Here is a 21,359-nt window from a genome sequence, read left to right on the forward strand (position 1 = left end):
CCCAGGGCGAGGGGCGGCGCATCGCCGGGTCAGACGGAGGCGTCCACCTTGGGGACGGGTTCGGGCGCAGGGCGCTCGCGGTTCGTGCGGGCGGCGATCAGGTCGCGCGCGGTGCCCCAGACGCCGCGCCGGAACAGCAGCACGACCAGGATGAAGATCGAACCGGTGATGATCCCGGTCTCCTCGAACCCGGCGGTGGCCAGGTAGTCGTTCAGCTCCACGACGAGCGCGGCGCCGATCGCGCCGCCCCACAGGGTGCCGATGCCGCCGAGGACGACCATCATCACGGCCTGCCCGGACGTCGTCCAGTAGACGCCCTGCAGGGACGCGAAGCCGTGGCCGATGGTGAACAGGCCGCCGGCCAGGCCCGACAGGACCGCCGACAGAACGAACGCCAGCAGCTTGTAGCGGTCGATGCTGTACCCGAGGGCGCGCGCCCGGTTCGGGTTGTCGCGGATGGACACCAGCACCCGTCCGAACGGCGACCTGACGATCCGCCAAGCCACGAACATTCCCACCAAGATGAACGGCAAGGCGGCGTAGTAGAAGAAGAACGGGTCGGACAGGTCGACGCCGAAGAACTCCCTGGGGATGCCTTGCAGGCCGTTCTCCCCGCCCGTCGCGTCCCGCCACTGGTTGGAGACGAAGTAGACCATCTGCGCGAAGGCCAAGGTGACCATCGCGAAGTAGATTCCGCGTAGCCGCACCGATAGGAATCCGATCGGGACGGCGAGGACACCGGCGAAAGCAGCCCCGCCCAGGACGGCCACAGGGAACGGCAGTCCGGAGTGCAGGGCGATCAGGCCGGTCGCGTAGGCGGAGCCGCCCCAGAAGGCGGCGTGGCCGAACGAGAGCAGGCCGGTGAAGCCGAGCAGGAGGTCGACGGCGGCGGCGAACAGCGCCCAGCAGGCGATGTCGAGCGCGACCGGCGGGTAGATGAACCAGGGCAGCGCGAGCGCCGCCAGCAGCCCGGCCGCGAGCAGGACGGGCCGTCCGGCGAGCTTGGAGAGGATCACAGCGCCTCCTCGCGTCCGAACAGGCCGGCCGGGCGCCACAGCAGCACGGCGGCCATCAGGATGAACACCAGCGTCTGCGACAGCGACGGGACGTAGTAGTTGCCCAGCGCCGACACCAGCCCGACCGCGAACCCGGCCGCGACCGACCCGAACACCGACCCCAGCCCGCCGATCACCACCACCGCGAACACGGTGATGATCAGATCGGACCCCATCAGCGGGTTCACCGCGCGCATCGGCGCGGCCAGCACCCCGGCGAACCCGGCCAGCGCGATCCCGAACCCGAACACCGGCGTCACCCACCGGCCCACATCGATGCCCAGCGCCCGCGACAACTCCGGCTTCTCGGTCGCCGCACGCACGATCATCCCCACCCGGGTACGGGTCAGCACCACCCACACCGCGCCGCACACCAGCACGGATACGGCCAAGACGAACACCTGGTAGGCGGGATAGGTGAACAGCCCCAGGTTGATCGATCCGTCCAGCGCGGACGGCCTCGGGTAAGGCTGCGACTGCACGCCGTACTGCCGTTTCACCAGGTCCTGCAAGATGAGCGCCAGCCCGAACGTGAACAGGAAGTTGTAGAGCGGATCCAGCGGCGCCAGCCGCCGGATGAACAACCGCTCCAGCACCACACCCAGCACGCCCAGGACGACGGGGACGAGCGGCAGCGCCAGCCAGAAGTTCAGGCCGAGCGAGTCCAGCGCGATGAACGCCCCGAACGCGCCCAGCATGTAGAACGCGCCATGCGCGAAGTTGACGACGCCGAGCATTCCGAAGATGACGGCCAGGCCGAGGGCGAGCAGGGCGTAGAACGCCCCGCCCACCAGGCCGTTGAACGCCTGTTGCAGCACGTCGGACCCGCCTCAGAGGGAGCAGGCGGCGTCGGGCTGCTGGAACGCCTCGGCGGCCGGGATCGTTTTGACGATCTTCTCGTAGTCCCACGGCTCCTTGACCTCGGCGGACGGCTTCACCTGCGCGATGTAGGCGTCGTGGACGAGCAGGTGGTCCTCGGCGCGGACCGTGCCGGTGGAGGTGAACACGTCGTTGACCTTGTGGCCTTCGAGCTGCTTCACCACGTCGTCGGACTTGTCGGTGCCGCCGCGCTGCACGGCCTCCAGGTACTGCAGCGCCGCCGAGTAGTCGCCCGCGTGGACGGCCGTCGGACGGGCGCCCGTCTTGGCCTTGAACTTGTCGGCCCACGCGCGGTTGCCCGCGTTGGCGTTCCAGTACCAGAAGTCGGTGAAGTACGTCCCCGCGAGGGCGTCCGGGCCGAGGGAGTGGATGTCGGTCAGGAACATCAGCCCCACCGCGAGACCCACGCCCTTGTCGCGGAGCTTGTACTCGTTGTACTGCTTCACCAGGTTGACCAGGTCACCACCGGCCTGCATGGCGCCGAGCACCTGCGGCTTGGGGTCGAGGTCGGGCGCCTTCAGCAGGAACGTGGAGAAGTTGTCGTTCGGGAACGGCGTCGGGTCGCTCTTCACGACCGTTCCGCCCGCGCCCTTCACGGCCGCCGTGAACGTCTTCTGCATGTCCTGGCCGAACGCGTAGTCCGGGTAGACGATGTACCAGTTCTTGGCGCCGTCCTTGGTGACCTCAGTGCCCGTCCCGTGGGCGAGCATGTAGCTGTTGTAGCCGTAGTGGAAGGTGTACTTGTTGCACTGCTTGCCCTCCAGCTCCGTCGTCGCGCCGCCGACGTCGATGAACACCTTCTTCTTGTTCTTCGCGACGGTCGCGACGGCGAGCGCGGCCGACGACGTCGGGACGTCCACGATCAGGTCGGCCTTCTGCCGGTCGTAGAGCTCCTGCGCCTTGGAGTTGGCGATCTCCGGCTTGTTCTGGTGGTCGGCGGAGACCACCTCGATGTCCTTGCTGACGGCCTTGTCGCCGTACTTGGCCTTGAAGTCGGCGACGGCCATCTTCACCGCCTCGACGGCGTTCTTGCCCGACAGGTCGGCGTAGACGCCGGACTGGTCGGTCAGCACCGCCAGGACGATCTTGTCGTCGCTGATCTTGCCCCCGCCCCCGCCGGGTCCGCCCGCGCAGCCGGCCAGCAGCGCTCCGGCGGTCGCGATCGCGGCCGAACGTCCCAAAACTTTCATGGGGGTCTCCCTAGATTCCGAGGTACTGGAGGAGTTCGTCTTCACGGGCGCGGACCTCGTCGTTGTCCATGGACTCGACGATCCGGCCCTCGGCCAGGAGGTGGTGGCGGTCGGCGACGGTGGCGGCGAAGTGCACGTTCTGCTCGATCAGCAGGACGGTCACCCCGGCGGCCTTGACCTCGCGGAGGATGTCGCCGATCTGCTGGACGATCAGCGGCGACAGGCCCTCGGTCGGCTCGTCGCACAGCAGCAGCCGCGCGCCCGTCCGCAGCACCCGCGCCAGCGCGAGCATCTGCTGCTCACCGCCCGACAACTTCGTCCCGGGGAACCGCCGCCGCTCCTTCAACCGCGGGAACGTCTCGTACACCCGCTCCAGCGACCACGGGTCCGAGCCCATGCGCGGCGGCAGCGTGAGGTTCTCTTCCACCGAGAGCGTGGCGAAGATGCCACGGTCGTCCGGCACGTAACCAAGACCGAGGCGCGCGCGCTTGTGCGGGCTCAGGGCGGAGATGTCCTCGTCCAGGAATCGGACCGTTCCGGACGTCCCTTTATGGAGACCCATGAGCGAGCGCAGCAGGGTGGTCTTGCCAGCGCCGTTGCGTCCGACGAGCGTCACGATCTCGCCCTTGTCAACGTGCAGGGACACATCACGCAGGGCTCGCGCCTCGCCGTACCAGGCCGACAGTCCGTCAACGCGCAGCATGGGAGTCCCCCAGATAGGCAGTGACCACACGCGGGTCATGACGAATCTCGGCATACGGCCCTTCCACCAGGACCTGACCGTGCTGAAGCACCGTCACCCGGTCCGCCAGGCTCGCCACCACGCTCATGTTGTGCTCGACCAGAACCACCGTCCGGCCGGCCCGGACTTTCTTGATGAGCTCGACCGTCCGGCCGACGTCCTCGACGCCCATGCCGGCGGTCGGCTCGTCCAGCAGCAGGACCTTGGGGTCGAGCGCGAGGGCCAGCGCGAGTTCGAGGGCCCGCTTGCGGCCGTAGGCCAGCGCGCCCGCCGCGACGTCCGCCTGCTCGCCCAGCCCGACCTGGGCGAGCAGCTCGGCGGCGCGGTCGGAGTAGCGGGCGAGCGCCGCGTCCGACCGCCAGAACCGCCAGCCGAGGCCGCTCCGCCCGGCCAGCGCCAGCTCCACGTGCTGCCGCGGGGTCAGCTCGGCGAACAGGCTGGTGATCTGGAACGAGCGCGCCACACCGAGCCGGGTGATCGCCTCCGGACTCCGCCCCGCAAGCTCATGCCGCCCCAGCCGCACACTGCCCGCGCTCGGCTTCAAAAACCCCGTCAGCAGATTGAACAACGTCGTCTTGCCCGCACCGTTCGGCCCCACCAGCGCGTGCACGGACCCCTCCCCCACATCCAGGTCCACACCGTCCACGGCCCGGAAACCGCGGAACTCCCGGACCAGACCCCGCGCCTCCAAAACCGGGGCCTGCGGGACGGGATCGCCCATGCGCCCTCCTCAAGCTCGTCTAAGGTGACCCGAGACACACCGGGCCCTCGTGACCGGGAACGCTAGGTCGCGCCCGCGGGCCGGACCATGTGAGCGGCCCCCATATTCGGACCGGCCGATACGGCTGTGATCCACATCACGCGCAGGTCAGCGCGCCCCGCACATGGCGGCATCCGCCGATATGTGGGCGGGCCACGTGGTCGCGGTCACAGCGGGCGCCCACCATGGCGGGCACCTGACGCCGATCCGAGGAGCCGGAATGCCCGTCCGCACCGCCGCCCTGACCGCCGGCCTCGCCGCCGGCGCCCTGGTCGCGGCCCTCGCCGCACCCGCCCACGCCGCGCCCGGCCAGGCGCGCGAGCGCGCGCTCACCGTTCCGGGCGCCGAGAAGCTGGTGTCGGCCCGCCTGGACGACCTCACCACCGCCGGAACGGTCGAGTCCGGGCACACCGTCCCCGCCGACTTCGCCGGCCTGCACGCCGCCGGGACGCGCAACCCGGCCGGCGTCCCCGGCATCCAGCTGGACGGCTATTTCCCGGACGACTCCGCCTTCAACACCAACCACGGCTGGAACCACGACGCGCAGTTCGTCATCCGGCTGCCCGACCGCTGGAACGGCGGCCTCGTCGTCGCGGGCTCTCCCGGCAACCGCCGCCAGTACGCCAACGACGTCACCATTTCCGACTGGGCGCTCGGCAAGGGCTACGCCTACGCCGCGACCGACAAGGGCAACAGCGGCCTGGAGTTCTCCAAGGACGGCCGCCGCCCCGGCGAAGCCGTCGCCGAATGGAGCCACCGCCTGACCCAGCTCACCCGCGCCGCGAAGAAGGCCGTCGCGAAACGCTACGGCCGCTCGCCCGGCCGCACCTACGCGGCGGGCATCTCCAACGGCGGCTACCTCGTCCGCTGGCAGTTGGAGAACCGGCCGGAACTCTACGACGGCGGCATCGACGCCGAAGGCACGCTCTGGCGCGCCGACGGCCCCAACCTGTTCACCTATCTCCCGTCCATCCTGCGGGCCTACCCGTCCTATGCGGCGACCGGTGACCCGTCCGCCCACAAGGCGCTGCTGAAGGCGGGCCTGGCACCCGGTTCGGAATTCCTCTGGCCGTTCCACGACCAGGTCTACTGGGAACTCACCCAGCGCATCTACCGCGAGGAATTCGACCCCGCCTACACGGGGCCGGAAGCCGAGTACGACTACGCCTCCCGCCCGAAGGAAGTGCACCGCGCGGTGGCTCGGATATCCCTCACCGGCCGGATCCGCAAACCCCTGATCACCCTCCAGGGAACCTACGACACGCTCCTGCCGATCGGCACCGACTCCGACGTCTACGCGAAACTCGTCCGCGCCCGCGGAAAGGCCCCGTACCGCTACTACCGCCTGGAGGCCGCCAACCACGTCGACGGGCTCTACGACACCTATCCCGACCGGCTCCGCCCCCTCCTCCCCTGCATGCGCACCGCCTTCACGGCCCTCGAATCCTGGACGCGGAACGGCACGCCGCCGCCGAAGAGCGCGACGCTTCCCCGCCCCGCGTCCGGCGACCTGGTCAACACCTGCTCCCTCACCTGACACCAGAACCGAGGAGGTCTCGTGTCATGAAATCCACCCCGATCCTCACCGCCGCCGCGGCACTCGCCCTCACCGCGGCCACCGCCACCCCGTCCGCGGCCGCCGCGCCGCTCCCCGGAACGCTTCCCCAGCACGCGATCAGCGCCTCCTACGTCAGCGGGATCTCGTCCGGCGGATACATGGCGGACCAACTCCACGTCGCCTACTCGGGGACGTTCAAAGGGGCCGGCATATTCAGCGCCGGCCCGTACCACTGCGCGCGGGGAAGCGTGGTCACCGCGCAACTCGCCTGCATGAACGACCTGTACGACGACAACCCCGCGGAATTGGAGCGTACGGCCCGCGACCGGGCGGCCCAGGGACGCATCGACCCCGTGGCGAACCTGGCCGGGCATCCCGTCTGGATCTACCACGGGACGAACGACACGACGGTCAAGCAGTCGGTGAACGACGGGCTCGCCGGTTTCCACCGCGATTTCGGGGCCGCCGTCTCCTACAGCAAGACCTCCCCGGCCGGGCACGCGTGGGTGAGCCCCATCGGCCCCAATCCGTGCTCGGCGACCTACACGCCCTACATCAACACATGCGGCGACGACCCTGAGGGCGCGATGCTCGCGCACCTCTACGGAAGCGTGGCGCCGTCCGCGCCGGCACCGGGCGGAACGCTCATGGAGTTCGACCAGAACGCCTACGCGCCGAACGGCAGCGCCTCGTCCATCAGCATGGACGCCAAAGGATTCGCCTACATTCCGGCCGCGTGCGAATCGACCACGTGCCGGCTGATGGTCGCGCTGCACGGATGCCAGCAGGGCCGCGGCCTCATCGGCACCACGTTCGCGACGAAGACGTACCTCAACGAATACGCCGACACCAACACCACGATCGTGCTGTACCCGCAGGCCACCGCGTCGAGCTGGACGGGCGGAAACCCGCAGGGCTGCTGGAACTGGTGGGGCTACGGCGGCGACACCGCCTACGACATGAAGGGCGGCAAGCAGATCGAGACCATCATGCGCATGGTCCGCGCCCTGGGCGGCTGACGCTCAGAGATCGAGTTCGCCGCGTTTCACCCGGAACAGGAACGCGGCGAACTCCGCGTTCCCGAAACGGAACACGGCCCCGCCGGGGAACTTGGAGTCGCGCACGAGGACCGCGGCGCGGCCCGGGGACGCAAGGGCGAGCTCCACGCAGTCGCTCCCGGAACTGCTGTGGGTGCTCTTACGCCAGGAAAGTGCGGCACCGCCGGACGTCATCGTCATTCGGGAATAGTCGCTTCTACTAAAAGTCTTCCGCAATGCGGGAGATCAGCCCAAGAGTTTCATCGACATCGAGCGCAAGGCCGCAAATGCGGTCGAATGCAGTCGAATAAGTGAAGACCTGTGCTTCGTCCTCAACGATAAGGCTACCAGCCATCTGCTCGATGTACACCACCTCGGGATAGGCCGGCTCCTGGAACTTCAGCAGCGCGAAGTCGCCCAATCCGCGGGCGTAACCGCGCTCTAGCGGAATGACACGGATCTGCACGTTCGGGAGCGCGGAGACGTCCAGGAGGTGCGCCAGTTGGCCGCGCATCACCGCGACGTCCGCGATCCGCCGCCGGAGCACGCCCTCGTCCAGCACGGCCACCAGCTCGATCGGGTCGAACGAGTGCAGCCGGGACTGGCGCTTCATCCGGACCTCGACGATCCGGTCGATCTCCCCGGGCGGGAGCGCGGGGATGACCGAACTCGCGGTCGCCCGCGCGTAGTCGGGCGTCTGCAGCAGCCCGTGGACGATCGCGATGTTGTAGCAGTACATCGCCTTGGCGTCCGCCTCCAGGCCGATGAAGGCGGCGTAGGGCTTCAGCAGCGTGTCGCCGTAGGACTCCCACCAGCCGCGCTGGCGTGCCGCCCGCGCCAGTTTCTTGTAGCGCTCCGCGGTCGGCTCGTCCACGCCGTAGAAGGCGAGGAGCCGGTTCAGGTCCGCGACGGTGATCAGCGTGTAGGCGGTCTCGATGCGCGAGACCTTGGCCGTCGACCAGTTCATCTCCGCCGCGACCTGGTCGATCGTCACTCCGGCCCGGGTGCGCAGGCCGCGCAGCTCGCGGCCGAGCTGCCGGGCCCGCACCGAGGGCGACTGCTGGACCGCCATGCCTCACCTCTGAGAAGTTTCGTGCACTCGTGCAAGAAAGGCTACATGCAAACTTGCACGAGCAGCGCTCGGCACGCAAGATGGAAGAGGGGCAGTGGGCGCGTCGGCCACGATCGAAGGCAGGGGTGTGATGCGAGCCGGGGTAACACGAGCAGCAGGTCGCGCGCCGGGGTAGCGGATGGGCAGCGCAGCGACGAACTCCACGGCGTCGGCTCCCTCGGAGACGCCGTTCACCGCACCGGTGGCCGATCGGCTGACGTATCACTTCCTCATCGCGGTCGACATCGAAGGGTTCAGCAGGCTGAGCGCGGCGCAGCAGATGCGCACCCAGCGCGACCTGCACGAGGTGCTGGAGACCGCGGCGGCCGAGGCCGGGCTCGACCGGCGCAGCTGGCTGCGGCAGGTCGGCGGGGACGGCGAGATGGCGATCCTGCCCTCCGACACCGACGCCCTGCGCGTGATCGTGTCCTATCCGCGCGCGCTCGCCGACGCGATCGCCAGGGTCAACCGCGGGCGGACGCCGCCGGTCAGGCTGCGGGTGTCGATGCACCACGGCCCGCTGTCCGACGGCCTGTTCGGCGCGGTGGGGCGGGCGCCGATCGTCGTCGCCCGGCTGCTCGACTCCGAGGAGCTGCGGGAGGAGCTGCGCACCGATCCGGGCCGCGACATGGCGCTGATCGTCTCGTCCTCCCTCTACCAGGACCTCGTCGAGACCGAGTTCGAGGGACTGGACCCGAAGGAGTTCCATCCGGTGGAGATCACCGCCAAGGGCGCGGTGTTTCCGGCGTACCTGCACCGCGAACCGCGCTGAGCGGCGAACCGCGCTGACCGGTCACAGTTCGGCACGCGTCCAATCGACCAGCTCGTCGGCGGAAAGGGCGTTGACGAGCTGGGACGCCTCCACCCCGCACCGGGCGGCGCGCTCGCAGCCGAAGGGCTGCCAGTCGAGCTGGCCCGGCGCGTGGGCGTCGGAGTCGATCGAGAAGCGGCAGCCCGCCTCGACGGCGACGCGCAGCAGGCGCTTCGGCGGGTCGAGCCGCTCAGGACGGGAGTTGATCTCGACGGCGACGTCGTAGGCGGCGCACGCGTCGAAGACGAGAGCGGCGTCGAACTCCGACTCGGGGCGCAGGCCGCCGCGCTTGCCGCCGGCTTTCACGATGCGCCCGGTGCAGTGGCCGAGGACGTTCACCCGCGGGTTCGCGATCGCGGCGACCATGCGCTTCGTCATGGCCACCCGGTCCATGCGGAGCTTGGAGTGGACGCTGGCGACGACGACGTCGAGGCGTTCGAGCAGGTCGGGGTCCTGGTCGAGGGTGCCGTCCTCCAGGATGTCGACCTCGATCCCGGTGAGGACGCGGAACGGCGCCAGCTCCTCGTTCAGCGACGCGACGGCGTCGAGCTGGCGGCGGAGGCGGTCGGCGGACAGGCCGTTGGCCACCTTGAGGCGCGGTGAGTGGTCGGTCAGCGCGAGGTACGCGTGCCCGAGGCCGCGCGCCGTCTCGGCCATCTCCCGGATGGGCGAGCCGCCGTCCGACCAGTCGCTGTGGGTGTGCAGGTCCCCCTTCAGCGCGGCGCGGAGCGCGGCGGCGGCCTCGTCGAGGGGCTGCCCCTCGGTCGCCTCCAGGCGGCGCAGGTAGACGGGGGTCTCGCCGCGCAGCGCCTCCTCGATCACCAGCGCGGTGACCTTGCCGATGCCGGGAAGGGCGGTCAGCGTCCCGTCGCGGGCGCGGCCGGCCAGCTCGTCCGGGGGCGTCCGCCCGGCGAGGTCGGCGGCCGTGCGGAACGCCCGCACGCGGTAGGTCGGCTCGTGGGCGCGCTCCAGCAGGAACGCGATGCGGCGCAGCGCTTCGACGGGCTCCACGTCTCGCACCGTACCCAGGTATTACGGGACGTGTCCCACCGTGGTCGCATCCGCTACGGCCGTCCGCTACCTAACCTGGTCGTCATGGCCGGGGACGAGACGGGAAACGCGCGGGGCCTCCTGCGCGCGGTGCTGCGGGACGGGATCCTGGCCGCCGCGGTGACCGGACGGGCCGAGCCCGCGCCGCCGCTCGACCGGCCCTGGCCGGCGGGCCTGCGGTGGACGCGGTTCCTCGGCATCGGCCGGCTGCCGTACGGGCTGGTCCTGAACCTGTTCTGGCTCTTCGTCACGTTCCTGATGGCCAACGGGACGGCCTCGATGCTGCGCGAGCCCATGCGCACCGAGCAGGCCGGCTACCCCGGCGACGGCACGGTCCTGCTGATCGCGGTGCTGGTGACCGCGCCGCTGGCGCTGCGCGACCGGCATCCGCTGGCCGCGTGGCGGATGAGCTTCGCGGCGACGATGCTGCTCGCCCTGAGCCCGTGGCCGCCAGACATCGCCTACACCGAGGGCGGCGCGTTCGCCGCGCTCATGTGCGTCTACACGGTGACGGTGCGCTGCTCGCGGGACGTCGCGCTGGGCGTCGCGCTGCTGTCGTTCGCCGGTGTGTGGATCAAGGACCCGGAAACGGCTCCGGGGGCGTCGGTGCTGCTCCTGCTGCCGCTGACGGTCGGCTACGCCGTCCGGGTGCGGCGGACGTCGCGGCGGGAGCTGGCCGAGCAGGAGCGGCGGCACCGGGACGCCGAGGCGGTGCTGACCGAGCGGCAGCGGATCGCGCGGGAGCTGCACGACGTCGTCGCGCACCACATGTCGATGATCGCGATCCAGGCGGAGGCGGCGCCGTACAAGGTCACGGACGTCCCGGACGAGACCCGGCGGGACCTCGCCGAGATCCGCGCGACCGCGCTGGACGCGCTGACCGAGCTGCGCCGGATCCTCGGCGTGCTGCGCGCCGAGGACGGCGCCGAGACCGCCCCGCAGCCGGGCCTCGACCGGCTCGGCGAGCTGGTCGGCAACGCGCGCGGCGCGGGCCTGCGGGTCGAGACGCGGCTGGCGGGCGACCTCGCCGGGCTGCCGCCGGGCGTGGGCCTCAGCGCGTACCGGATCATGCAGGAGGCGCTGAGCAACGCGATGCGGCACGCGCCCGGTTCCCGGGTGGACATCGAAGTGTCCCGAGATGACGGTCTAGTGTGGCTCGGCGTGGTGAACGGCCCGCCCGCCGCCGGCCAGCTCCCCGGCACGCCGCTGCCGGGCGGCGGCCACGGGCTGGCGGGGATGCGGGAGCGGGCCGCCGCGCTGGGCGGCGAGCTGACCGCCCGCCCCACCGCCGAGGGAGGATTCGCCGTGACCGCCACGCTGCCGCTGAAGGCGCGGGAGACGACGTGACGATCCGGGTCGTGATCGTCGACGACCAGGGCATGGTGCGCGCCGGGTTCGGCGTGCTGCTGAACGCCCAGCCGGACATCGAGGTCGCCGGCGAGGCGGTGAACGGCGAGGAGGGGCTGCGGCGCATCGCCGAGCTGGCCCCGGACGTGGTGCTGATGGACGTCCGCATGCCGGTGATGGACGGCCTGGAGGCGACCCGCCGGCTCCTGTCCGGGGCGTCCGGCGACGTCCCGAAGGTCCTCATGCTGACGACGTTCGACCTGGACGACTACGTCTACGCGGCGCTGCGGGCGGGGGCCAGCGGGTTCCTGCTGAAGGACGCGTCCGCGACCGAGCTGGCGGACGCGGTGCGGGTCGTCGCGGCGGGCGACGCGCTGCTGTCGCCGTCGGTCACCCGGCGGCTGATCGCGGAGTTCTCCCGGCTCGGCGGGCCGCGCGCGCCGTCCCGCAAGCGGCTGGACGAGCTGACCGAGCGGGAGACGGAGGTCCTGGCGCTGGTGGCGCGGGGACTGTCGAACGGGGAGATCGCCGCGAAGCTCGTCCTCGCGGAGCAGACCGTCAAGACCCATTTCGGGCGGATCCTGATGAAGCTGGGGCTGCGGGACCGCCCGCAGGCGATCGTCTACGCCTACGAGGTGGGGCTCGTCCGGCCCGGCGACTGATACCCGCGGGGCATGCCGTCAGACCGCGGTGGCACACCGCAAGACCACTCCGCCGGTTGATCCCCGGCCGGGTGCCCGATTTCTACCGTCCTGATCAGTGCTGCGAACCACTGACCAGGAAGGACGGGCCCGATGCCGGGTGTGCGCCAGTCCCTCGCCGCCGTGTCGCTGCTCGCGGCGGGCTCGGCGGCCCCGGCGGCGGGGCCCGCCGATCCGTACGCCGCCCCTGGGCCGGCGCCCGCGCTCTCTGCGCCGGCCCTGACCGCCCGCTACCAGAGCACCGAGCGGGACATAGGACGGGCGCTGGCCACGGCGAAGCGCGTCCACGATAAGGACCGGGCGCACGCGCTGTCCGCCTTCCTCGCCTCGGGCAGGCGGTTCCTTGCCTTCGACCCGCGCGGCTCCGGACGGGCTGTCGAAGTCGTCGGCGACCTGGAGCACGCCGACCGGATCGCCGTCGTCGTGCCCGGCGCGGACAACACGCTGGCCAACTACGACTCGCCCAAGTTCGTCGGCGGCGGCACCCGAGCCCTCTACCAGGAGGCCCGCGCGGGCGCTCCGCACTCGCGGTTCGCGGTCATCGCCTGGCTCGGCTACGACTCACCCTCCACGCTGAGCACCACCGTCCTTACGGGCCGCCGGGCCGAGGACGGCGCGCGCGGGCTGGAGCGCTTCCTCGCCGGTGTGCACCAGGTGAACGGGGACGCCCGGTTCGCCCTGCTCTGCCACAGCTACGGCTCGGTGGTCTGCGCGAAGGCCGCCCCGCGCCTCGCGCCGCTGCCCGTGGACGACATCGCGCTCTACGGCAGTCCCGGCGCGACCGTGGACAGGGCCTCCGACCTCGGTACGCCCGCGCGCGTGTGGGCGGGCCGCGCCAAGGGCGACTGGATGCGCTACGTGCCCAACGTCCGCTTCGCCGGGCTCGGCTTCGGCACCGACCCCGTCTCGCCGCGCTTCGGCGCCCTCCGCTTCGACGCCGGCACCGGCCCGCACAGCGCCTACCTCAAGCCCGGGTCGCGCGCACTCCGCAACCTCGCCCTCATCGCCCTCGGCCGCACCGCGGAGGTCACCCATGCTTGACACACGCCCCCTGGACATACGGCCGCATGACACGCGAGCGTGGGAGGCGGGCGGCCGTCCCGGCTCGGCGCCGGAGCGCGACCATGCGGTGGACGCGCTGCGCGTGGTCGCGATCCTGGGCGTCGTCATCGGCCACTGGCTGGTCACCGCGTTCGTCGCGGACCCCTCGGGGCGCGACCTGCACGTCACCAGCCCGCTGAAGACGATGCCCTACCTCGCCCCGATCTCCTGGGTCTTCCAGACGCTCGCCGTGTTCTTCCTGGTGGGCGGTTACTCGGCGGCGAAGTCGCGGCGTCCTGGCGAGCCGTGGGGGGCGCTGATGAAGCGGCGCCTGACCCGGTTCGCGCGGCCCCTGCCCGTCCTGGCCCTCGCGTGGATCCCGGCCGCCGCCGCCCTGCGGTGGGCGGGGTTCTCCTCCGGCACCGTCCGGACGATGATCGAGCTGGTCCTCAGCCCGCTGTGGTTCCTCGGCGTGTACGTGGTGCTGACGGCGTGCGGCCCGCTGATCGCGGCCGCCTGGGACCGGTTCGGGCCGCGCGGCGCCGCGGCCCTCGTCGCGGCGACCGCCGCGATCGACCTCGGCCGCTTCGCGCTCGACACGCCCGGGTGGACGGGCTGGGCCACCGTCCTCACCGCCTGGCTCCTGCCGTTCTACCTCGGCATCGGCTGGGCACGCGGCGCGCTGCGCACCCGCCGCGCCGGGCTCGCCCTGCTGGGCGGCGGCGCGGCGGCGACCGCGCTGCTCGTGCTGCTCGCCGGGTACCCGGCGAGCATGGTCGGCGTGCCGGGCGCCGCGGTCTCCAACTTGAGCCCGCCGACGCTCGCGGCCGTCGCGTTCGGCCTCGCCCAGACCGGCCTCGCGGTGCTGCTGCACGGACCCCTCACCCGCTGGACGCGACACGCCCGGGTGCGGTCGCTCCTGGACGCGTCGGGCCGCTCGGCGATGACGGTCTTCCTGTGGCACCAGACCGCGCTGATGGCCGTCACCGCGGTGACGCTGCTCACGTTGGGTAACCTGCAAGGGGTGCACACGGCACCCGGCCGCCCGGAATGGATCATGGAGCGGCTGCCGTGGCTGGCCGCCTTCGCGGTCGCGCTGGCCGCGCTGCACGCCCTGACCGGCCGGTTCGAACGGGGGCCGCGCCGCCGCACCGACCCTGGATGGTAGACATACGCACGATGCCGCCGAACGCCACGATGCCGGGGTCCCACGTCCGGCGGCCGCCGGGGACGCACGTCCGGCGGCCGCGCTCGCGGCGGCTGCGCAGGGCCCTGGCGGGCGCCGCGTCCATCGGCGTGATCATGCTGACGACGGCCGGGACCGGGCACGCCGACCCCTACGCCGCGCCCGTCCGCGTCCCCGAGCTGGCGCCCTCGACGCTGGACGTCCGGTACGCCGCCGAACGCGGCGCCATCGAGGAGGCGCTCAAGACGGCGCAGTCGGTCGGCGACACCGACCGCGGCAAGGCGCTCGGCGCGTTCCTCCAGCCCGGACGCCGCTTCCTCTACTTCGACCCGCGCGGCGGCGGGCGCGCCATCGAGGTCGTCGGCGACCTCACCAGGGCGCGGCGGATCGCGGTCATCGTCCCCGGCGCCGACACCACGCTGTCCGCGTTCGACACGCGCGGCGGCAAACCGTGGTCGACGCCCGGCGGCGGCGCGCGCGCCGTCTACGCGCAGGCCCGCTCCATGTCGCCGAACCCGGAGCTGGCGGTCGTCGCCTGGCTCGGATACGCGGCGCCCAAGACGTTCAGCAGCGACGTCCTCACCGACGACCGGGCCGACGAAGGCGCCGGCAAGCTGCACCACTTCGTGAAGGGCCTGCACCGGGTCAACCCCAGCGCGACCGTGGGTCTGCTCTGCCACAGCTACGGCTCGGTTGTGTGCGGCCGTGCGGCATTGGACGCTCCCAAGAGCACGTCCTGGCGGCACGTCACCGACATCGCCCTCTACGGCAGTCCGGGAACATCGGCTTGGTCGGCCTCCAAACTGAGCAGCACCGCCCGTGTCTGGGCGGGGCGCGGCACGACCGACTGGATGGAAGACGTCCCCCACGTGCGCTTCCTCGGCATCGGCCTCGGCCCCGACCCGGTCTCCCCCGAGTTCGGCGCACGGGTCTTCGACGCCGGATCCGGCGGGCACAGCGACTACCTCGCCCCCGGCTCGGCGTCGCTGCGCAACCTCACCGACATCGCGCTCGGGCGCGCGTCCGAGGTGACGCACGGCTGACACGCCCGGCCCTCGGGGACGGGCCATCACCGGTGTAGTGGCACCCTGGGGTGGTGGACACCGCGAACGAGGCCGAAATCCGCGAGCAGACCACCCAGCGCCTGGAGAAGGCGATGGGGACGTTCGGCACCGCGGCGCTGGCGAGCATGGAGGAGCAGCTCCCCTGGTTCCGGCGCATGCCGGCCGACCAGCGGTCCTGGATCGGGCTCGTCGCGCAGGCGGGCATCGCCGCGTTCGTCGAGTGGTTCAAGAACGACGAGAAGACGCGCCCGGCCATCGCCGGGGAGGTGTTCGGCACCGCGCCCCGCGAGCTGCTGCGCTCCATCAAGCTGCACCACACCATCGACATGATCCGCGTCATCATCGAGGTGGTGGAGACCCGGCTGGACGAGCTGGCCGTCCCCGGCGGCGAGGCCCAGCTCCGCGAGGCCATCCTCCGCTACACCCGCGACGTGGCGTTCGGCGCGGCCCAGGTCTACGCGCGCGCCGCCGAGACGCGCGCCGCCTGGGACGCCCGGCTGGAGGCCCTCGTCGTCAACGCGGTGCTGCGCGGCGAGGTCGACGACGGCATGCACTCGTGGGCCGCCGCCCTCGGCTGGACGTCCAAGCCCGTCACCGTCATCGCGGGGTTCACCCCGGAGGACGAAGAGCCCGAGGTCACCATCGACCAGATGCAGCTGGCCGCGCGCCGCGCGCGCGCCGACGTGCTCGCGGGCGTGCAGGGGCACCGCGTCATCGTCATCGTCGGCGGTGAGATCGACCCCGTCGAAGCGGCCCGCCCCATCGCCGCCAAGTGCGGCCCCGGGCCGGTCGTCGTCGGCCCGCAGGTCGCCGACCTCTACGAGTCCACCCACTCCGCGCAGGCCGCCGTCGCCGGCCTGCGCGCCGCCGCCGGCTGGCCCGACGCGCCCCGTCCCGTCCACGCGACCGAGCTACTGCCCGAACGCGCCCTGGACGGCGACGACGACGCGCGCCGCTACCTGGTGGACAGCGTCTACAACCCGATGCTCGCCGCCGGCGCGCCCCTGCTCGACACGCTCACCACCTACCTCGAACAGGGCTCGTCGCTGGAGGCCACCGCGCGGCTGCTGTTCGTCCATCCCAACACCGTCCGGTACCGGCTCCGCCGCGTCACCGAGCTGACCGGGCTGGCGCCCACCGACGGCCGCAACGCCTTCACCCTCCGCATCGCCCTGGTCCTCGGCCGGTTCGGGACGCGCTCCGCCCACGGCTGACCTCCGGCGGGCCTCCCCGGCCGACCCCGACCCGCCGGACGCGCCTCAGGGGTTGTAGGGGTCGTACAAAGGGGTCCGACCAAAGTTCGTGCTGATCGGTATCGAGGTCAGCGGACATTGACGGAATGCTGGACGCTGTGATTCTCCTCGCATCGCCCGGCCAGGGCGCCCAGACCCCCGGCTTCCTGCAGCCATGGCTAGAGATACCCGGAGTCGCCGACCGTCTCGCCTGGTGGTCGGCCGTCACGGGGCTCGACCTGGTCAGGTACGGGACGGAGGCGGACGCCGAGGAGATCCGCGACACCGCCGTGGCCCAGCCGCTGCTGGTCGCCGCCGCGCTCGCCGCCTACGAGGTGCTCTACGAGGACGCCGTCCCGGGCGCCGTCGCCGGGCACAGCGTCGGCGAGCTGGCCGCCGCAGCGATCGCCGGGGTGCTGACGCCGGAGACCGCGCTGGTGCTCGTCCGGGAGCGGGGCAGGGCGATGGCCGAGGCCGCCGCCGTCACCGAGACCGGGATGACCGCGGTGCTCGGCGGCGACACCGACGAGGTGCTCGCCTCCATCGACAAGCACGGGCTCACCCCCGCGAACGTCAACGGCGCCGGCCAGATCGTCGCCGCCGGGACGATGGAGCGGCTCGCGACGTTCGCCGACGAGCCGCCCGCCAAGGCGCGGCTGCGGCCGCTGTCGGTCGCGGGCGCGTTCCACACCGAGCACATGGAGCCCGCCGTCGACGCGCTCCGCCGCCTCACCGCCGGCGTGCGCGCCGCCGACCCGCGCACCACGCTGCTGCAGAACCGCGACGGCGCCGCCGTCACCGCCGGCGGCGACTTCGTGGCCCGGCTCGTCGACCAGGTCAGCGCGCCCGTCCGCTGGGACGCGTGCATGGAGACGATGCGCGGGATCGGCGTCACCGGCATCATCGAGCTGCCGCCCGCCGGGACGCTCACCGGTCTCGCCCGGCGCGAGCTGAAGGGAGTCCCGCTGGTCGCCCTCAAGTCACCCGACGACCTCGACAAGGCCCGCGAGCTGATCAAGGCGGACGCGTCATGACCGCCGGGCTCACGATCCCCGCGCCGACCGCCGGCGCCCGCGTCCTCGCCTTCGGCGACTACCGGCCGGCCCGCATCGTCACCAACGACGAGCTGGCCGAGACCGTCGACACCAACGACGAGTGGATCCGCAGCCGCGTCGGCATCGCCGAGCGGCGCATCGCCGGCGACGACGAGGGCATCGTCGAGCTCGCCGTGCACGCGGGCGGCAAGGCCCTCGCCGGCAGCGGCCTCGACCCGTCCGACATCGACCTGGTGATCCTCGCGACCTGCTCGGCGGAGTCGCCGATGCCGAGCCACGCCGCGCTCGTCGCGCACCGCCTCGGCATCGACGCGCCCGGCGCGTTCGACCTCAACGCCGCCTGCGCCGGGTTCTGCTACGCCCTCGCGACCGCGAGCGCCGCCGTCCAGGCGGGCAGCGCCCGCAACGTGCTGGTCATCGGCTCCGAGAAGATGTCCCAGTGGATCGACTGGACCGACCGCTCCACCTGCATCATCTTCGCGGACGGCGCCGGCGCCGCGGTCGTCACCGGCAGCGACTCCCCCGGCATCGGCCCGGTGGTGTGGGGCAGCGCCGGCGACCAGTACGACAAGATCATCATCGACGACCGGCACTCGTTCATCCGGCAGGAGGGCCAGGCGGTGTTCCGCTGGGCCACCACCGCCATCGCCCCCATCGCGCTGCAGGCCTGCGAGCGCGCCGGGGTCAAGCCGGAGGACCTCGCCGCCGTCGTCCCGCACCAGGCCAACCTGCGCATCATCCAGGCCATCGCCCGCAAGGTGAAGGCGACCAACGCCGTCGTGGCCGACGACATCGTCCAGTCCGGCAACACCTCGGGCGCCTCCATCCCGCTGGCGCTCTCCCGCATGATCGAACGCGGCGACGTGCCGTCCGGCGCCCCGGCCCTGCTTGTCGGGTTCGGAGCCGGACTGTCCTACGCTGCCCAAGTCATCCAGATCCCGTAGGCCGTCGCGCCTGCCCGCAGGGCCTGGACCAACCCACCGAAGGAGAACGCAGAACCATGGCAGTCGCCACCGAAGAGCAGATCCTCACCGGCCTCGCCGAGATCATCGACGACATCGTCGGCATCGACAAGGCCGAGGTGACCCCCGAGAAGAACTTCATCGACGACCTCGACATCGACTCGCTGTCGATGGTGGAGATCGCCGTGGCCGCGCAGGACCAGTTCGGCGTCGAGATCCCCGACGACGAGCTGCGCAACCTGAAGACGGTCAAGGACGTCGTCAACTTCGTCCAGAACCTGCAGAGCTAGTACCTCGGGACGGCGCGCCGCCGGCCCGGCCGGTAGGCGGCGCGCCCGCCCTTCTCCCCTCCCAGTCCGCAAGGAGCATCCAGTATGAGCAAGAGCCAGACCAGGGTCGTGGTGACCGGTCTCGGTGCAACGACCCCACTCGGCGGAGACCTGCCGTCGACCTGGTCCGCCCTGCTCGCCGGAGAGTCCGGGGTCCGGAAACTGGACTGGGAGGACGTCGACCGGCTACCGGTCCAGTTCGCGGCGACGCTGAAGGTCCAGCCGGACGAGGTCCTGCCGAAGCAGGCGATGCGCCGCCTCGACCGCAACCAGGCGATCGCGCTGATCTCCGCGCGCGAGGCCTGGGCCGACGCCGGGTTCGCGCCGTCCGCCGGCGGCAAGCCGCAGAAGGGCATGGAGAAGGCCGGCGTGGACGGCGGCTACACCGTCGACGGCGAGCGCCTCGGCGTCGTGTTCTCCAGCGGTATCGGCGGCCTGCACACCGCGCTCAACAGCTACGACGTCTACCGCGAGAAGGGCTGGTCGCGGGTCTCGCCCTTCACCGTCCCGATGCTGATGCCGAACGGCGCCTCCGGGCACGTCGGCATCGAGTTCGGCGCGATGGCCGGCTCGCACGCCCTGGTCAGCGCCTGCGCGTCCAGCGGCGAGGCCGTCGGCTACGCCATCGACATGATCCGCGCGGGCCGCGCCGACGTGGTGATCTGCGGCGGCACCGAGTCGTGCATACACCCGTTGCAGATGGCCTCGTTCGGCGCCATGCGCGCGATGTCGACCCGCAACGAGGCGCCGGAGCGCGCGTCCCGCCCCTACGACAAGAACCGCGACGGGTTCGTCCTCGGCGAGGGCGCCGCGGTGCTGATCCTGGAGTCGGAGGAGCACGCCCGCGCCCGCGGCGCCCGCGTCCACGGCATCGCGGCTGGCTGCGGCTACTCCGGCGACGCCTACGACATCGTCCTGCCGGACCCGAGCGGCGCCGGGCAGGCCAAGGCGATGCAGCGCGCGCTGAAGGACGCCGGGCTGGAGCCGGCCGACATCGTGCACATCAACGCGCACGCCACCTCCACCCCGGCCGGCGACGTGGCCGAGCTCGCCTCCATCAAGGCGGGCCTCGGCGAGGACGCCGCCCGCCAGGTGGCCGTCACCGCCACCAAGTCGATGACCGGGCACCTGCTCGGCGGCGCCGGCGCGCTGGAGTCGGTGTTCACCGTCCTCGCGCTGAAGGAGGGGCTGATCCCCTTCGTCGCCAACCTGGAGGAGCTCGACGACGAGGCCGACCTGGACATCGTCCGGGACGAGCCGCGCAAGATCTCCGACGGCCCGGCGGCGGCGCTGAACAACTCGTTCGGCTTCGGCGGCCACAACGTCTCGGTCGCCTTCCAGCGCGCCCTCTGACCCGCACGCACGACGAGCGACGGCCCGGCGAGCCTCATGGCTCACCGGGCCGTTTCTCATGCCGTGCGCTCGGCCGGCGCCGCCCGGCGGCGGCCGTCGTCGGCCCGCCGTTCGTCAGCGGGGCGCGGCGGGGCGTGCGCGTTGCGGGGCGGGCACGCTCCGGCCGGCCCCGCGCCGGGCTGCGGCGCGCGGGCCGGCGGGGCTCAGACGGCGGCGTGCAGCCAGCGGACGGGGGCGCCGTCGCCGGCCCGGCGGAAGGGCTCCAGCTCGTTGTCCCACGGCGTGCCGAGGAGGCGGTCGAGCTCGTGCTCCAGCGTGGTCTTGCCGACCGCCGCGTTGGCCATGACGGAGCGGAGCCGGTCCTCGGGGACGAGGATGTCGCCGTTGGCACCGATGACGCCGGAGAAGACCCCGAGGGACGGGGTGAAGCTGAACCGGACGCCGTCGGTCCCGGGCGTGGGGTCCTCGGTGGCCTCGAACCGCACGAGCTTCCAATTGCGCAGCGCCGAGGTGATGCCCGCGGCGGTGCCGGGCCTGCCCTCCCAATGCAGCTCCGCGCGCAGCGTTCCCGGCGCGGCCGCCTGATCAGCCCACTCAAGGGAAACGGGCACACCGAGAACACCTGCGGCGGCCCACTCGATGTGCGGGCTCAGCGCAGGCGGCGCGGAGTGGACGTAAAAGACGCCACGTGCGGTCACCGGACCTCCTGGATCTGTACCGAGGCTCGTCTTCCCCTACGGCCTCGTACGTCCCAAGTCGGCGTCCGCGTCCCTCATTGTGCATCATCGGCCCGTCTGGCACCACCGTGAGTTCCTTGTTTATCGAACGCTTGACCACGCGATGCGCGCCGTTCACCGGGTCCGAGCGACAAGGGTAGGCCCTCGGAGGACGGTCCG

At 71.9% G+C, this 21,359-nt stretch carries 22 protein-coding genes; 13 read left to right on the forward strand and 9 right to left on the reverse strand.

Going from position 1 to position 21,359, the window contains the following annotated elements:
* Positions 1–29 precede the first annotated feature (29 nt).
* The 5 genes from HUT06_RS30645 to HUT06_RS30665 are packed head-to-tail and all read right to left on the reverse strand — an operon-like array spanning position 30 to position 4,587.
* A complete protein-coding gene (locus HUT06_RS30645) occupies positions 30–1,016 on the reverse strand; it encodes a branched-chain amino acid ABC transporter permease (RefSeq protein ID WP_217711528.1) in 987 nt (328 codons plus the stop codon).
* Positions 1,013–1,873, reverse strand: a complete 861-nt coding sequence (locus HUT06_RS30650) for a branched-chain amino acid ABC transporter permease (RefSeq protein WP_176198884.1) — start codon at positions 1,871–1,873, stop codon at positions 1,013–1,015. Before HUT06_RS30650 ends, HUT06_RS30645 begins: the two co-directional genes overlap by 4 nt.
* Positions 1,874–1,885: 12 nt before the next feature.
* Positions 1,886–3,124: an ABC transporter substrate-binding protein gene (locus HUT06_RS30655; protein ID WP_176198885.1), complete on the reverse strand. Its 1,239-nt coding sequence runs from the start codon at positions 3,122–3,124 to the stop codon at positions 1,886–1,888.
* A gap of 10 nt (positions 3,125–3,134) precedes the next feature.
* Entirely contained in the window at positions 3,135–3,827 is a 693-nt protein-coding gene (locus HUT06_RS30660) for an ABC transporter ATP-binding protein (RefSeq protein WP_176198886.1), read from the reverse strand.
* Positions 3,814–4,587, reverse strand: coding sequence for an ABC transporter ATP-binding protein (locus tag HUT06_RS30665; RefSeq protein WP_176198887.1), 774 nt, complete (start codon positions 4,585–4,587; stop codon positions 3,814–3,816). Before HUT06_RS30665 ends, HUT06_RS30660 begins: the two co-directional genes overlap by 14 nt.
* 259 nt (positions 4,588–4,846) lie before the next feature.
* Here HUT06_RS30665 and HUT06_RS30670 point away from each other — a divergent pair, with 259 nt between their 5' ends.
* Both HUT06_RS30670 and HUT06_RS30675 read left to right on the forward strand, forming a co-directional pair.
* Positions 4,847–6,163, forward strand: coding sequence for a tannase/feruloyl esterase family alpha/beta hydrolase (locus tag HUT06_RS30670; RefSeq protein ID WP_176198888.1), 1,317 nt, complete (start codon positions 4,847–4,849; stop codon positions 6,161–6,163).
* Positions 6,164–6,189: 26 nt separating this feature from the next.
* Positions 6,190–7,203 carry a PHB depolymerase family esterase gene (locus HUT06_RS30675; protein WP_176198889.1) on the forward strand — a complete coding sequence of 338 codons (1,014 nt, stop codon included), beginning with the start codon at positions 6,190–6,192 and terminating at the stop codon, positions 7,201–7,203.
* Between the two features lie 3 nt (positions 7,204–7,206).
* On the opposite strand, the gene HUT06_RS30680 is transcribed toward HUT06_RS30675, so the two are convergent.
* Positions 7,207–7,422: a DUF397 domain-containing protein gene (locus HUT06_RS30680; protein ID WP_176198890.1), complete on the reverse strand. Its 216-nt coding sequence runs from the start codon at positions 7,420–7,422 to the stop codon at positions 7,207–7,209.
* Between the two features lie 19 nt (positions 7,423–7,441).
* Positions 7,442–8,293 carry a helix-turn-helix transcriptional regulator gene (locus HUT06_RS30685; RefSeq protein WP_176198891.1) on the reverse strand — a complete coding sequence of 284 codons (852 nt, stop codon included), beginning with the start codon at positions 8,291–8,293 and terminating at the stop codon, positions 7,442–7,444.
* Positions 8,294–8,471: 178 nt separating this feature from the next.
* On the opposite strand from HUT06_RS30685, the gene HUT06_RS30690 reads away from it, so the two are divergent.
* Positions 8,472–9,104, forward strand: a complete 633-nt coding sequence (locus HUT06_RS30690) for a hypothetical protein (protein WP_176198892.1) — start codon at positions 8,472–8,474, stop codon at positions 9,102–9,104.
* A gap of 21 nt (positions 9,105–9,125) precedes the next feature.
* On the opposite strand, the gene HUT06_RS30695 is transcribed toward HUT06_RS30690, so the two are convergent.
* Positions 9,126–10,154, reverse strand: coding sequence for a PHP domain-containing protein (locus HUT06_RS30695; RefSeq protein WP_217711529.1), 1,029 nt, complete (start codon positions 10,152–10,154; stop codon positions 9,126–9,128).
* An 84-nt stretch (positions 10,155–10,238) separates the two neighbouring features.
* Between HUT06_RS30695 and HUT06_RS30700 the strand changes: the two genes are divergently transcribed.
* The 10 genes from HUT06_RS30700 to HUT06_RS30745 all read left to right on the forward strand — a co-directional run bounded on the left by HUT06_RS30700 (position 10,239) and on the right by HUT06_RS30745 (position 20,463).
* Positions 10,239–11,540, forward strand: a complete 1,302-nt coding sequence (locus tag HUT06_RS30700; RefSeq protein WP_176198894.1) for a sensor histidine kinase — start codon at positions 10,239–10,241, stop codon at positions 11,538–11,540.
* Complete coding sequence (locus HUT06_RS30705) at positions 11,537–12,202, forward strand: response regulator transcription factor (protein WP_176198895.1); 666 nt, start codon at positions 11,537–11,539, stop codon at positions 12,200–12,202. Before HUT06_RS30700 ends, HUT06_RS30705 begins: the two co-directional genes overlap by 4 nt.
* A gap of 132 nt (positions 12,203–12,334) precedes the next feature.
* Entirely contained in the window at positions 12,335–13,282 is a 948-nt protein-coding gene (locus tag HUT06_RS30710; protein WP_176198896.1) for an alpha/beta hydrolase, read from the forward strand.
* Positions 13,275–14,450 (forward strand): acyltransferase, encoded by a 1,176-nt coding sequence (locus tag HUT06_RS30715; protein ID WP_176198897.1) that lies wholly within the window; start codon positions 13,275–13,277, stop codon positions 14,448–14,450. Before HUT06_RS30710 ends, HUT06_RS30715 begins: the two co-directional genes overlap by 8 nt.
* On the forward strand, positions 14,444–15,511 hold the full coding sequence (locus HUT06_RS30720; RefSeq protein ID WP_176198898.1) for an alpha/beta hydrolase: 1,068 nt from the start codon (positions 14,444–14,446) through the stop codon (positions 15,509–15,511). Before HUT06_RS30715 ends, HUT06_RS30720 begins: the two co-directional genes overlap by 7 nt.
* A 53-nt stretch (positions 15,512–15,564) precedes the next feature.
* Positions 15,565–16,746 carry a CdaR family transcriptional regulator gene (locus tag HUT06_RS30725; RefSeq protein WP_254715471.1) on the forward strand — a complete coding sequence of 394 codons (1,182 nt, stop codon included), beginning with the start codon at positions 15,565–15,567 and terminating at the stop codon, positions 16,744–16,746.
* Between the two features lie 137 nt (positions 16,747–16,883).
* Positions 16,884–17,798: an ACP S-malonyltransferase gene (locus HUT06_RS30730; RefSeq protein WP_176201735.1), complete on the forward strand. Its 915-nt coding sequence runs from the start codon at positions 16,884–16,886 to the stop codon at positions 17,796–17,798.
* A complete protein-coding gene (locus HUT06_RS30735; protein ID WP_176198899.1) occupies positions 17,795–18,763 on the forward strand; it encodes a beta-ketoacyl-ACP synthase III in 969 nt (322 codons plus the stop codon). The genes HUT06_RS30730 and HUT06_RS30735 overlap by 4 nt, the downstream gene beginning before the upstream one ends.
* Before the next feature lie 56 nt (positions 18,764–18,819).
* Entirely contained in the window at positions 18,820–19,071 is a 252-nt protein-coding gene (locus HUT06_RS30740) for an acyl carrier protein (RefSeq protein ID WP_138637210.1), read from the forward strand.
* A gap of 84 nt (positions 19,072–19,155) precedes the next feature.
* Entirely contained in the window at positions 19,156–20,463 is a 1,308-nt protein-coding gene (locus HUT06_RS30745) for a beta-ketoacyl synthase (RefSeq protein ID WP_176198900.1), read from the forward strand.
* Positions 20,464–20,666: 203 nt separating this feature from the next.
* On the opposite strand, the gene HUT06_RS30750 is transcribed toward HUT06_RS30745, so the two are convergent.
* A complete protein-coding gene (locus HUT06_RS30750) occupies positions 20,667–21,161 on the reverse strand; it encodes a DUF3145 domain-containing protein (protein ID WP_163057090.1) in 495 nt (164 codons plus the stop codon).
* Positions 21,162–21,359: the final 198 nt, after the last annotated feature.

The organism is Actinomadura sp. NAK00032 (assembly GCF_013364275.1).
In the GTDB taxonomy this organism is placed as follows: domain Bacteria; phylum Actinomycetota; class Actinomycetes; order Streptosporangiales; family Streptosporangiaceae; genus Spirillospora.